This is a genomic window from Nonomuraea sp. NPDC049750 (assembly GCF_040659625.1).
Classification (GTDB): Bacteria; Actinomycetota; Actinomycetes; order Streptosporangiales; family Streptosporangiaceae; genus Nonomuraea.
On sequence record NZ_JBFANB010000007.1, the window covers coordinates 50,436 to 63,446 of the forward strand.

Here is a 13,011-nt window from a genome sequence, read left to right on the forward strand (position 1 = left end):
CGACGGGCCTCAGACCGGCCGCCAAGTGATGGCGGCCTCAGGCCGCTCTGTGGGTGGCCTGAGCCCAGCGGGTGAGCAGGGTCTCGGCTGCCCCTGAGTCGACGGCGTCCGCTGCCCGCTTGTAGGCGTGGCCGAGGGCCCCGGTGAGGTCGGCGGCGGGCGGTGTGCCGTCGGCCGCGACCAGGGCGGCGGCCGCGTTCAGCAGGACGATGTCGCGGACCGGCCCCCGCTCGCCCGCGAGGACCGCCCGTGCCACCGCCGCGTTGTGCGCCGCGTCGCCGCCGGCCAGGTCCGATGGGCGGGCACGTGGGATCGACAGGTCCGCCGGGTCGAAGCGGGTCTGGGTGACCGTGCCCTTGCGGACGAGCCAGATGGCCGAGGGTCCGGAGGTGGTCAGCTCGTCGAGGCCGTCGTCGCCGCGGAAGACGAGCGAGGAGCCGCCGCGCTCCGCGAGGACGCCCGCGATGACCGGCGCCAGGTCGGGGTGGAAGACGCCGACCGCCTGGGCGGCCGGCAGGGCTGGGTTGGTGAGGGGGCCGAGGAAGTTGAAGACCGTGGGCACCCCCAGCTCTCGCCGCGCCCCCGAGGTGCGTCTCAGCGCCGGATGGAAGGTGGGCGCGAAGCAGAACGTGATGCCGACCTCCTCCACGACCCGTGCGACGCCGGCCGGAGACAGGTCGATGACCACGCCGAGCTCTTCCAGCAGGTCAGCGGCTCCGGTGGTCGAGGAGGCCGCCCGGCCGCCGTGCTTGACGACCTTGGCCCCGGCCGCCGCCGCCACGATGGCCGCCATGGTCGAGACGTTGACCGTGTTGGCCCGGTCGCCGCCGGTGCCGACCAGGTCGACCGGGTCGCCGGGGATCCTGATGGCCGCCGATCTGGCGAGCATGCCGTCGGCCAGGCCCGACACCTCCGCCACCGTCTCGCCCTTGGCGCGCATGGCGATGGCGAACGCGGCGATCTGGGCGTCCGTGGCGGCGCCCGACATGATCTGGTCCATGGCCCAGGCGGCCTGGCCCGAGGTGAGCGAGGTGCCGTCGAGGAGAGTGCTGAGCAGCGCTGGCCAGGTTGTCACTGGACGCCCTTTCGTCTGAGGTGCTCGACAAGGGGGTCCTGACATGACGACGGCCGCCTCGTCGAGGCGGCCGGGGTGCGTATGCGCTAGGAGGACCGCCTAGAAGGCGGGCCACCAGGAGTACGAATACGCGTGCATGGGAGAAACCGTATCAGGCAGGCGGGTGCCATGGCCGCTGGGACACACCACATAAGGGGCTGGCGATCTATGTCGTGGACACCCATGCCGCCCTCGGCCCGCGAGCGCTTAGGCTCGAAGACATGGCGAACGAGCTGACGGGGCGGACGGCGCTGGTCACGGGGGGCGGAGCCGGCATCGGGGCCGCCTGCGCGAGACGGCTGGCCGCCGGCGGGGCGAAGGTGCTGGTCGTCGACCGGAGCGCGGAGTCGGCGGAGAAGGTGGCCGCCGAGGTCGGCGGGGTGCCGGTGGTGGCCGACCTGAGCGATCCGGAGTTCGTCGGCGTGCTGCCGGACGGGCCCGTCGACATCGTGGTCAACAACGCGGGGTTCCAGCACATGGCGCCGATCGAGGAGTTCCCGCCCGAGGTGTTCGCCACGATGCTGCGGGTCATGGTCGAGGCGCCGTTCCGGATCGCGCGGCACGTGCTGCCGGGCATGTACGCGCGGGGGTGGGGGCGGTTCGTCAGCATCTCCTCGGTGCACGGGTTGCGGGCTTCGCCGTACAAGTCGGCGTACACGGCGGCCAAGCATGGGCTGGAGGGGTTCTCCAAGGCCCTCGCGCTCGAAGGGGCGCCCCATGGGGTGACCTCCACCTGCGTGTGTCCCGCCTACGTACGGACCGGGCTGGTCGAGGGCCAGATCGCCGACCAGGCGAAGATGCACGGCATCGACCCGGGCGAGGTGGTCGAGGACATCATGCTGCAGCCCGCGGCGATCAAGCGGCTGATCGAGCCCGACGAGGTGGCCGAACTGGTCGCCTACCTGTGCGGTCCCGCCGGGTCGTTCATCACCGGCGTCTCCGTGCCCCTCGACGGCGGCTGGACGGCGCGCTAGTGAGCAGACGCTTTCTGGAGTTGCTGGCCAGAGAGGCGTCGGCTGTCGAGTTCGAGGGGCCGATCATTCAGGCCAGGGCCGAAGGTGCCGACGCGGCCACGGTCGAGGAGCTGGAGCTGGCCAAGGTCGACGCCCTCAAGGTGCGCGCCCTCCTGAAACGCCGGGCCAGGCGCGAAGCCGAGCTGTCGGCCCTCTACGACACCGCCAACGACCTGGCCGCGCTGCGCGACCTCGACGCGGTGCTGGAAGCGATCGTGCACCGGGCCAGGCAGCTGCTCGCGACCGACACCGCCTACCTCACGCTGCACGATCCGGCCCGCGGCGACACGTACATGCAGGTGACCGACGGCTCGATCTCGGCCAAGTTCCGGGCGCTCAGGCTGGCGATGGGGGCGGGGCTCGGCGGGCTGGTGGCGCAGAGCGCCACGCCGTACGCGACCGCCGACTACTTCGACGACGCCCGCTTCCACCACAAGAACCACATCGACGAGGCCGTCACCGAGGAGGGCCTGGTCGCGATCCTCGGTGTGCCGTTGCGGCTGGGGCAGCGGGTGATCGGCGTGCTGTTCGCGGCCAACCGCAGCCGCCGGCCGTTCCTGCAGGAAGAGGTGTCGCTGCTGGCGAGCCTGGCGGCGCACGCGGCCGTCGCGATCGACAACGCCAGGCTGCTGCAGGAGACCAGGAACGCCCTCGAAGAGCTGTCCACCGCGCACCGCACCGTCAGGGAGCACGGCCAGGCCGTCGAGCGGGCCGCGCTGGCCCACGACCGGATGACCTCCCTGGTGCTGCGCGGCGGCGGCATCGAGGACGTGGCCGCCGTGGTGACGGACGTGCTCGGCGGCTCGCTGGCCGTACTCGACGACCTGGGGCGGCCGATCACCGGAGACGTCGGTGAGCTGGACGCGGGCGTGTTCGAGGCCGCGCAGGCGTCCAGGGCGCTGGGCCGTACCGTGCGCAAGGCGGATCTGCTGATCGCCTCGGTGGACGTCGGCGGTGAGCCGCTCTGCACGCTGATCCTGCGCAGCGACGACGCCGACGAGCGCATCCTGGAGCGGGCGGCGCTGGTCTGCGCGCTGCTGCTGCTGTTCCGCCGGAGCGTGGCCGAGGCGGAGGGCCGGGTGCGGGGCGAGCTGCTCGACGACCTGATCTCCAGGCCCGGCTCCCCCGGCCTTGCCGACCGGGCCCGCCGGCTGGGCGTGGACCTGACCGCGCCGCACGTCGTGGTCGTGGTCCGGCATGACGGGCAGCGCGAGCGGGCCGCGTTCTGGGCGTCGTCGCAGGCCGCCGTACGCCATGGGCTGGCGGCGGGGCGGGCCGATGAGGTCGTGCTCCTGCTTCCCGGCGGCGACGCGGGCGCCATCGCGCAGCGCGTCGCGGCCGAGCTGAGCACGTCGCTGCACACGCCCGCCACGGCCGGAGCCTCGCGCAAGAGCGACGTGGCCGCGGCCTACCAGGAGGCCAGGCGCTGCGCGGAGGCGCTCATCGCGCTGGGCCGGGCGGGTGACGGCGCGAGCGCGAGCGAGCTGGGCTTCGTCGGCCTGCTGGTCGGCGACGGCCGCGACGTGCGCGGCTTCGTCGGCTCGGTGCTCGGCCCGGTGGTCGAGTACGACGCCCGCCGGGGCACCGTCCTGGCCGACACGCTCGCCGCCTACTTCGGCTCGGGCGGTTCGCCCTCCCGTACGGCCGAGGCCATGCACATCCACGTCAACACCGTCACCCAGCGGCTCGACCGCGTCGGCAAGCTCCTGGGCGACGGCTGGCTGGAGCCGGAGCGTGCGCTGGAGATCCAGCTCGCCCTCCGCCTGCACCGACTCGGCCACACATCAGCGCCACAGACTGTGGGTCGCGACGCCATATGAGTGACGCCGGTCACTCCCTAGCGTGACGGCATGGCCACTTCCATCAAGAAGATCGTCGCCGCGAGCCTGATCGGCACCACCATCGAGTGGTACGACTTCTTCCTGTACGGCTCGGCAGCCGCCCTCGTCTTCAACAAGCTCTTCTTTCCCGACGCCGACCCTCTGACCGGGACGCTCCTGGCGTTCCTCACCTACGCCGTCGGGTTCATCGCCCGCCCGCTCGGCGGCCTGATCTTCGGCCACTTCGGCGACCGGCTCGGCCGCAAGCAGTTGCTGGTGGTCAGCCTGCTGCTGATGGGCGCCGCCACGTTCCTGATCGGCTGCCTGCCGACGTACGCGGGCGTGGGCGCCGCCGCGCCGCTGCTGCTGACCCTGCTCCGGCTGGTGCAGGGCTTCGCGCTGGGCGGCGAGTGGGGCGGCGCGGTGCTGATCGTCTCCGAGCACGGCGACGCGGCGCGGCGCGGCTTCTGGGCCTCCTGGCCGCAGGCCGGCGCGCCGGGCGGCAACCTGCTGGCCACCGGCGTGCTGGCGGTGCTGGCCGCCACGCAGTCGGACGAGGCGTTCCTGGCGTGGGGCTGGCGGGTGCCGTTCCTGCTGTCGGGCGTGCTGGTGCTGATCGGCCTGTGGATCCGGCTGTCGATCAGCGAGTCTCCGGTGTTCCAGCAGGCCGAGCCGGAGGAGACCGCGCCGATCATCGGGGTGCTGCGCCACCACTGGCGCGACGTCGTCGTCGCGATCGGCGCGCGGCTGGCCGAGAACATCTCGTTCTACCTGCTCACGGTCTTCGTCATCACCTACGCGAAGGCGAACAAGATCGAGAACACCACCGTGCTCAACGCCGTGCTGATCGCCTCGGCCATCCACTTCGTCACGATCCCGATGTGGGGCGCGCTGTCGGACCGGATCGGCCGCCGCCCGATGTACCTGGCCGGGGCGGCCGGCATCGGGCTGTGGATCTTCGCGTTCTTCCCGCTCATCGACACCGGCAACTTCCTGGCCATCACGCTGGCCATCACCGTGGGCCTGCTCTTCCACGGCATGATGTACGGCCCGCAGGCGGCCTTCTTCGCCGAGCTGTTCGGCACCAGGATGCGCTACACCGGGGTGTCGATCGGCGCCCAGCTGTCGGCCATCGTGGCCGGGGCGCTGGCCCCGATCATCGCGGTCGCGCTGCTGAAGGGCTACGGCAGCAGCCTGCCGATCTCCGTCTACCTCGGCCTGGCGGCCGTCCTCACCCTGGTCGCCGTCTACGCCGCCAGGGAGACCCAGGGCCGCGACCTGGCGGAGAAGGTGAACGCGTGAAGGTCACCACGCCCCGGCTCACCCAGCACGTCCTGACCGTGGCGGGCCGGGACAGCGGCGAGGCCGTGCTGTTCGTGCACGGCAACGTCTCCTCCAGCGCGTTCTGGCGGGACCCCATGGCCGCGCTGCCTGAGGCGTACCGGCCGCTCGCGGTGGACCTGCGCGGGTTCGGCGAGAGCGACCCCGAGCCGGTGGACGCCACGCGGGGCCTGCGCGACTACTCCGACGACCTGAGCGAGCTGATCGACCGGCTGGGCCTGGAGCGGGTCCACCTGGTCGGCTGGAGCATGGGCGGCGGCATCGTCCTGCGGCTGCTGCGCGAGCGCCCCGGCGTGGTCAGGAGCGTCACGCTGGTCAACCCCGTCTCGCCGTACGGCTACGGCGGCACGGAGGGCGCGGACGGCCGGCTCACCCACGCCGACGGCACCGGAGCGGGCGCCGGGGCCGCCAACCCCGACTTCGTGTCCCGCCTCAAGGCGGGCGATATGACGGACGAATCCCCCACGTCTCCTCGCTCGGTGTTCCGGACCACGTATGTGAAGAATCCGGTCCCCGACGAGGACTTCTACGTCCGCTCCATGCTCACCACCCGCGTCGGCGAGGCCCACTACCCGGGCGACCCTGTCGGCTCGGCGCAGTGGCCGGGCGTCGCGCCGGGCAAGCACGGCGTGCTCAACGCCCTGGCCCCCACCCATTTCCGGCTCGACGACCTGCACGAGATCGACCCCAAGCCGCCCATCCTGTGGATCAGGGGCGCCGATGACGTGATCGTCTCCGACACCTCGCTGTTCGACCTGGCCCACCTCGGCCAGTTGGGCGTGGTGCCCGGCTCGCCCGGCACCACCGCGCAGCCCATGGTGACCCAGACCAGGGCCGTGCTCGACCGCTACGGCCGTTACCGGGAGGCCGTGCTGACGGAGTGCGGCCACAGCCCGCACCTGGAGCGTCCCGCCGACTTCCAGCGCCTGCTGGCCGACCATCTCGCGGAGTCCTGATGTTAGTCGCGTTAACCCTGGTGGCCAGCCTGCTGACCCCTGCCCAAGGTCTTATGGTGCCGGGCGCCGAGCACACCATCAGCGCCCGGCTCGACGACCTGACCACGGCGGGCACCGTCGGCACGGGCCACACCGATCCGGCCGACTGGGCTGGGCTGCACTCGGCGGCCACCGTCAACCCCACCGGCGTCCCCGGCGTCCAGATCGACGGCTACTTCCCCGACACCTCGGCCACCAACACCAACCACGGCTGGAACCACGACGCCCAGTTCGTCATCAGGCTTCCCGAGAACTGGAACGGCGGCCTGGTCGTCACCGGCACCCCGGGCAACAGGGAGCAGTACGCCAACGACTTCACGATCTCCGACTGGGTCCTGTCGAAGGGCTACGCGTTCGCCGCCACGGACAAGGGCAACACCGGCCTGGAGTTCTACGCCGACGGCCGCCACCCGGGAGACGCGATCGCCGAGTGGAACGAGCGCGTCACCCAGCTCACACTGGCCGCCAAGGCCGTCGTCAGGCAGCGGTACGGCCACCAGCCCCGGCGCACGTTCATGGCCGGCATCTCCAACGGCGGCTACCTCGTCCGCTGGCAGCTGGAGAACCGCGGTTGGCTCTACGACGGCGGCGTCGACTGGGAGGGCACGCTCTGGCGGGTCAAGGGCGACAACCTGCTCAACTTCCTGCCCCAGGCGCTGAAGGGGTCGCCGGAGCAGGCCGGCTTCGCCGCGGGCTCGGAGTTCCTGTGGCCCTTCCACCGGCAGTACTACTGGGAGCTCACCCAGCGGCTCTACCAGAAGGAGCTCGACCCCTCCTACGAGGGCGCCCCGGCGGACTACGACTACGACGCGCGCAAGCCGTACGCGGCCGTCGCCAAGATCGCGCTGACCGGCCGGATCACCAAGCCGCTCATCACGATCCACGGCACACTCGACTCGCTGCTGCCGATCTCGCGTGATTCCGACGTCTACGCCAAGATGGTCGGCCCGCACCGGCCGTTCCGCTATCACCGGGTCGAGGGCGGCAATCACCTCGACAGCCTGGTGGACGTCTACCCCGACAAGCTGAAGCCGATGCTGCCGGTCTTCAGAGACTCCTTCACCGAGCTGGAGGACTGGGTCAGTCCCTGAGGTAGCGATGCCTGCCCGCGCGCGCCAGCCGGACGATGTGCCGCGCGCCGGGCAGGCGCCGGCCGATCCGGTGCAGCAGCGTGTCCGTGCCCATCGCCGAGCGCCGCTCGGGGTCCACGGCGGCCGACGGCCGCACCTCGATCCTGCCCCTGCGCACCTCCAGCCCGAACCGCAGACCGATCTCGTCGTCGGCGGTACGCAGCGAGGAGAGCCAGGCCCCGGGACCGAGGCTGTCCTTTCCCGGCATCATCCGCTTGACCGGCACCTTGGCCACCAACTGGCCGGCGATCTTGCCCGGCACCCCCGGCTCGACCAGCGCGGGCGCGCTCACCTCACGTGGCCGCCGCGCGGTGTTGCGCAGCACCAGCTCCAGCGCGGGACCGCCGCTCGGCGGCACGTACGGCACGGGCAGCACGACGTACAGGTGCCCCTCCTGCCGCCGGATGATCACGCCGGGCGACACCAGCGCGATCGACTCCGAGAACGAGCGCGGCTCGACGGCCAGCCCGAGCTCGCCCGCATCGCTCCAGCAAGGCACCACCAGGCGCATCCTGGGCCGCTGAGCGAGCACGCCGAGGCAGTTCAGCGGGCCGTCCGGGCGGCGGACCCGGCTCCTGGCCTGGTGCGCGCCGCCGAACATGCGTACGTGCACCTCCCACTGGCCGGCCTTGAGCGGCTCGCCGTGCGCCGCGGCCGTCACGTCGACCCTGGCCTCGCCGACGATCCGTACGCGGACGTGGCGGCGCCCGTCCTGGACCCGTTCGACCCGGTAGGCGACCGGCAGGTAGTGGATGACGCTCGTCTCGCTGTGCCGTACGTACACCTCGATGCGGGCCCGCTCGATGGCGGCGGTGACGTCCAGGACGCTGTCGGGCAGCAGCCTGGCGTCGACCGATCGGGGTGGCTGCCAGAGCAGCCGCTCACCGTCCGTACGGAACCTGGTGGGCCACCCGTCACCGCCCAGGACCTCCACGGACAGGCCGAGCACCAGCACCTGCGCGTCCCAGCGGACCTCGCTCAGGTCCGCCCGCAGCCCGGCCCGCCCGGAGGAGTTGGCCAGGACGACGAGCTGGTCCAGCCGCCCGGTACGGACGAAGGTGGCCACGGCCCGCAGCTGGACCGGCAGGTAGCGGTCGAGGCGCTCGGGGAAGCTGTCGAGCACGAGCTGCCTGATCAACCTGAAGTGCATGCCCCGGTCCACGGACGAGGCGAAGAACCGGCTGCTCAGCAACGGCTTGAGCACGGTGGTGCGCAGCCAGTGGCCGTACATGCGGTCGCGCTGGCGCCCGTCGCTCACGTAGGCGTCGATGTCGGCCAGCAGGATCCGCAGCTCGGCCACGGTGGTGCGCGGGTCCTCCACGACCTCCTCGCGCTCGCCGATGTGGCAGCAGATCTGATCGGCCAGCACGGCGACGACCTTGGCCTGCAGGTAGGCCCGTACGGCGAACGCCTGCTCGGCCACCTGCCCGCCGGGCACGGCGAAGCCCAGCTCGTGCTCCTCCAGGAAGGCGCGGCGGTAGAGCTTGTGCGGGGTGAGCAGGCTGAGCAGCCGGTCGCGCAGGAGATCGGCGCGCCCCCGGCTGCGCACGAACGCGGTCACCGGTGGCCCCACGTCCCGCACCAGGCGGCCGACCAGCACGTCGGCGTCGGTCTCCACGGCCCGGTCGTACATGCTCAGCAGGGCGCCGCGCTCCAGCCGGTCGCCCTGGTCCATCAGGTAGATGTAGTCGCCCTTGGCGGCGGCCATGCCGACGTTGCGGCCGCGCATCGGTGAGCCGGTGTGGGGCAGGTGCAGCACCCGGACGTTCCTGCGGACCGCGGCGACGGTGTCGAGCCGCTCCGCGATCCCGTCCATGGAACCGTCGTCCACGAAGATCACTTCATAGTCGTCCGCGGGCATGCTCTGCTCCAGGACGGAGCGGATGCACGCGTCGGCACGACTTCCCGGGTTGTGGACATTAACGATCACACTGACCTTCACACCCATGTGGTCAGCGTGCGCCGACCTATCTCATGGGGCGCGGCGGCTTGCCGATTGCAGAAGAAAAGATGGTTCGTTAATACCATCCGCTGGCCTGCGAGTGCCCCCAGGCGGCGCAGGGCGTGCCGTAGCGGCCCTTGATGTAGCCGAGGCCCCACTTGATCTGCGTGGCCGCGTTGGTCTGCCAGTCGCCGCCCGCGCTGGCCATCTTGCTGCCGGGCAGGGACTGCGGGATGCCGTAGGCGCCGGAGTAGCGGTTCATGGCCCGCTCGTTCCAGCCGCTCTCCTTCTGCCAGAGCGACTCCAGGCAGCCCCACTGGTCGGCGCCGAAGCCAGCCCCGGACAGCATCTGCTTGGCGACGGCCTTGTTGCTGCCCGGCGAGGGGTTGCTGCCCGGCGGGAAGTTGGCCGGCGGGAACCCGTCGCCGCCCGGTGACTTCTTCTTGACCACGATCCAGTCGAGGTCGTCGGGCTTGCCGCCCTTGCGGCTCTCCTTGAGCTTGCGCGCCTGGTAGGCCTTGACCCCCGCCTCCTTGAGCGCGTCGCTGTCGGGGTCGGGCGCGTAGAGGTCGCCGCTGGCGATCCGGCCGAAGTCTTCCGCCGAGATGGGCGTGGGCGGCGTGTTGGCGTTCTGGATCGCTCGGTAGGCGACGAAGGCACCGCCGCCACAGACGACCACGACGGACAACCCGATGACCACCACGCGCTTCACTGTCCGCGAGGACGAACGGGCCGGTCGACGTGCCGAGCGGGGGGTTTCCGGCGCGGGGCGCTCACTCAACTGCGGACCAGGGCTCACGACCCATGAGCTTGCCCTGTCATGGGGGGTGGTCCGCAACCGAAACGGGATATCCGATTGGCGCCACATTTACTAACAGGCTGGTTGGCGCCCAGATTTACCAGCGGTGTGATTTTCATCACATCATCCGGCCCGCCCTTCGGGCGCCCGTCACCGAAGGGAGGGCCGCTTCTAGCGTGCCTGGCGTTGTTTTGGGTCTTGTGCGCGCCATGTCACAGTTTCATGACAGAACGCAGATAGTCGCAGCTGGGAAGAATAATGTCCGCGTGGCTGGCATCCTCCTCGTCGAAGACGACCCCTCCGTCCGCACGGCTCTAGAGCTGGCGCTGACCAGGCAGGGGCACTCCGTCACGTCGTACGCGACCGGCGAGGAAGCCCTCGACCACGTCAGGTCCCGCCGCCCCGAGATCGCGATCCTCGACGTCATGCTGCCCGGCATGGACGGGGTCGAGGTGTGCCGGCGCATCCGCCGACTCGACCAGCTCCCGGTCATCCTGCTCACCGCGCGCGGCGACGACCTGGACGTGGTGGTCGGGCTGGAGGCGGGCGCCGACGACTACGTGGTCAAACCGGTCGAACCCCGGGTCCTGGACGCCCGCATCCGCGCCATCCTGCGCCGGGCCGAGTCCGCCGCCTCCGACCGGATCTCCTTCGGCGACCTCATGATCGACCGGGGCGCGCTGAAGGTCACGCTCGCCAGCAAGGAGATCCACCTGACGCCGACCGAGCTGCGGCTGCTGCTGGAGCTCGTACGGCATCCCGGCCAGGTGCTCAACCGGCGCTACCTGCTGCGGGCCGTCTGGGACCACACGCACGTGGCCGACTCGCGCCTGGTCGACGCCTGCGTACAGCGGGTACGCGCGAAGATCGAACCGAGACCGGCGGAGCCGGTGTTCATCCACACCGTGCGCGGGTTCGGTTACCGGTTCAGCCCTCCGTGATCCCGCTGCCCACCGGGCTGCGCGCGCGCCTGGTCATCACGTTCACCCTGGTCGCCGTCACCGCCTCCTTCCTGGTCGCCACCATCGGCTTCGAGCTGGCCAAGTCGGCACTGATCAAACGGGCCGAGGACACCTCCATCGACCTGGTGACCAGGGAGCTGGGCCGCATCACCTTCCCGGTCGGCACGCTCCGGCAGGGCGAGGCCCCGCCCACCACCAAGAACCTGGAGAACGTCGCCCAGTCCCTCAACGGCCCCGGCCGCAGCGTCGTCGTCGAGTACAAGAACCTGGCCTACGCCGAGGGCCCGCTGAACATGAACGACGTGCCCAACGAGCTGTACGGCCGCGCCAAGCGGAACGTCGTCACCCAGCGCACCCTCATCCACGACGAGCTCTGGCTCATCGTCGGCGCCGAGGTCTACCGCAGCACCGACGGTGGACCCGAGGCCACCGGCCTGCGGGCCTTCGTGTTCTTCCCGCTGCGCGACGACGAGCGCCAGCTGTCCACGCTCAGGGGCACGCTCACCCAGGGCGGCGCGGTCATCCTGCTGATCGCCCTGGTCGTGGCCTTACTGTCGGCCAGGCAGGTGCTGCTGCCCGTCAGGCGGCTCAGCGCCGCCGCGCAGGCGCTCGGCCAGGGCCGCCTGGACACGCGCCTGCCCGTACACGGTCAGGACGAGCTGGCCGAGCTCACCTCCAGGTTCAACGACGCGGCGGCGGCGCTGGAGCTCAGCGTGTCGGAGCTGCGCTCGCTGGAGGCGCTGTCGCGCCGCTTCGTCGCCGACGTCTCGCACGAGCTGCGCACCCCGCTCACCGCGATGACCGCCGTGGCCGACATGCTCTCCGAGGAGGCCGAGCGGCTGCCCAGCGAGCCCGCGGAGGCGGTACGGCTGGTGCTGCGGGAGATCGAGCGGCTGCGCGGCCTGGTCGAGCACCTCATCGAGATCAGCCGCTTCGACGCGGGCACGGCGACGCTCAACCTGGAGCCGGTCAACGTCTGCGACGCCATCCACGACTGCCTGGAGGTACGCGGCTGGAGCGAGCAGGTGGAGGTGCACACCTCCCGCATCCTGACGGTCAACCTCGACCCGAGGAGGTTCGACGTCATCGTGGCCAACCTGGTCGGCAACGCGCTCAAGCACGGACTGCCGCCCGTGGTGGTCAACGCCAGGGCCACCAAGAACGGGCTGGAGGTCAAGGTACGCGACCACGGCAAGGGCATCCCGGTCGAGGCGATGCCCCATGTGTTCGACCGCTTCTTCAAGGCCGGCGCGGGGCGGGCGCGCAGCCAGGGCAGCGGTCTGGGTCTGGCCATCGCGCGAGCCAACGTACACCTGCACGGCGGCACCATCTCGGTGCGCCGGCAGGAGCCGGGCACGCTCTTCACCGTCTGGCTGCCTCATGGCTGACCGTCGGGCCCTCGTGGCCGCGCTCCTCGCTCTCTTCGCGGTGGCCGGCTGTGGCATCTCCCCCACGGACGTCGAAGAACGGGCCGCGCCGCCGGTCATCGAGGTGCCGCCGCCGTCGAAGACCATCTACCTGCTCAAGAACGGCAAGCTGACGCTGGAACCCGCCGACGTAGACTCCGACACGGTCAGCAGCCTGCTCACCGCCCTGTTCGACGCCTCCGGGATGCCGCTCGGCGACCGGGACACCGCCCTGCGCGGCTTCACCTTCGAGCGCATCGAGGACTCGCTGAACCCCATCCAGCGCGACGAGATCCAGCTGCCGCGCACCTCGACACTCACCGTCTTCATCAGGGGCGAGGGCACGCTCAGCAAACTGGCCAAGGCCCAGATCGTCTGTACGGCCCAGCAGGACGCCGCGTTCGAGCAGGTCAAGATCATCCACCAGTACCCGGACGACCGCCCCTCCAAGACGGAGGGACGGTTCATCTGCGGCGACCTGAAGTGACC

Annotated in this window: 11 protein-coding genes; 8 read left to right on the top strand and 3 right to left on the bottom strand. The window is 71.1% G+C overall.

Annotated elements, in window-relative coordinates; translation table 11 throughout:
• Positions 1 to 37: 37 nt before the first annotated feature.
• Positions 38 to 1,075 carry an anthranilate phosphoribosyltransferase gene (trpD, locus tag AB0J16_RS20545; RefSeq protein WP_358541556.1) on the bottom strand — a complete coding sequence of 346 codons (1,038 nt, stop codon included), beginning with the start codon at positions 1,073 to 1,075 and terminating at the stop codon, positions 38 to 40.
• 260 nt (positions 1,076 to 1,335) lie between these two features.
• On the opposite strand from trpD, the gene AB0J16_RS20550 reads away from it, so the two are divergent.
• Genes AB0J16_RS20550 through AB0J16_RS20570 form a run of 5 tightly spaced genes read left to right on the top strand, consistent with a single transcriptional unit; the run spans position 1,336 to position 7,374 of the window.
• Complete coding sequence (locus tag AB0J16_RS20550; RefSeq protein ID WP_358541558.1) at positions 1,336 to 2,088, top strand: SDR family NAD(P)-dependent oxidoreductase; 753 nt, start codon at positions 1,336 to 1,338, stop codon at positions 2,086 to 2,088.
• On the top strand, positions 2,088 to 3,947 hold the full coding sequence (locus tag AB0J16_RS20555) for a helix-turn-helix domain-containing protein (protein ID WP_358541561.1): 1,860 nt from the start codon (positions 2,088 to 2,090) through the stop codon (positions 3,945 to 3,947). Before AB0J16_RS20550 ends, AB0J16_RS20555 begins: the two co-directional genes overlap by 1 nt.
• Before the next feature lie 30 nt (positions 3,948 to 3,977).
• Positions 3,978 to 5,249, top strand: a complete 1,272-nt coding sequence (locus AB0J16_RS20560; protein ID WP_358541563.1) for an MFS transporter — start codon at positions 3,978 to 3,980, stop codon at positions 5,247 to 5,249.
• The gene (locus AB0J16_RS20565) at positions 5,246 to 6,244 is read left to right on the top strand and encodes an alpha/beta hydrolase (RefSeq protein ID WP_358541565.1); all 999 of its coding nucleotides are present in this window, start codon (positions 5,246 to 5,248) and stop codon (positions 6,242 to 6,244) included. Before AB0J16_RS20560 ends, AB0J16_RS20565 begins: the two co-directional genes overlap by 4 nt.
• Complete coding sequence (locus AB0J16_RS20570; protein WP_358541567.1) at positions 6,244 to 7,374, top strand: tannase/feruloyl esterase family alpha/beta hydrolase; 1,131 nt, start codon at positions 6,244 to 6,246, stop codon at positions 7,372 to 7,374. The genes AB0J16_RS20565 and AB0J16_RS20570 overlap by 1 nt, the downstream gene beginning before the upstream one ends.
• Here AB0J16_RS20570 and AB0J16_RS20575 read toward each other — a convergent pair.
• On the bottom strand, positions 7,364 to 9,361 hold the full coding sequence (locus AB0J16_RS20575; protein WP_358541570.1) for a glycosyltransferase family 2 protein: 1,998 nt from the start codon (positions 9,359 to 9,361) through the stop codon (positions 7,364 to 7,366). The genes AB0J16_RS20570 and AB0J16_RS20575 overlap by 11 nt on opposite strands.
• 70 nt (positions 9,362 to 9,431) lie before the next feature.
• The gene (locus AB0J16_RS20580; protein ID WP_358541572.1) at positions 9,432 to 10,067 is read right to left on the bottom strand and encodes a lytic transglycosylase domain-containing protein; all 636 of its coding nucleotides are present in this window, start codon (positions 10,065 to 10,067) and stop codon (positions 9,432 to 9,434) included.
• Positions 10,068 to 10,420: 353 nt separating this feature from the next.
• On the opposite strand from AB0J16_RS20580, the gene AB0J16_RS20585 reads away from it, so the two are divergent.
• The 3 genes from AB0J16_RS20585 to AB0J16_RS20595 are packed head-to-tail and all read left to right on the top strand — an operon-like array spanning position 10,421 to position 13,009.
• On the top strand, positions 10,421 to 11,095 hold the full coding sequence (locus AB0J16_RS20585) for a response regulator transcription factor (protein ID WP_358448785.1): 675 nt from the start codon (positions 10,421 to 10,423) through the stop codon (positions 11,093 to 11,095).
• Positions 11,092 to 12,504, top strand: coding sequence for a HAMP domain-containing sensor histidine kinase (locus tag AB0J16_RS20590; protein WP_358541575.1), 1,413 nt, complete (start codon positions 11,092 to 11,094; stop codon positions 12,502 to 12,504). The genes AB0J16_RS20585 and AB0J16_RS20590 overlap by 4 nt, the downstream gene beginning before the upstream one ends.
• Positions 12,497 to 13,009 carry a hypothetical protein gene (locus AB0J16_RS20595; RefSeq protein ID WP_358541577.1) on the top strand — a complete coding sequence of 171 codons (513 nt, stop codon included), beginning with the start codon at positions 12,497 to 12,499 and terminating at the stop codon, positions 13,007 to 13,009. The genes AB0J16_RS20590 and AB0J16_RS20595 overlap by 8 nt, the downstream gene beginning before the upstream one ends.
• Positions 13,010 to 13,011: the final 2 nt, after the last annotated feature.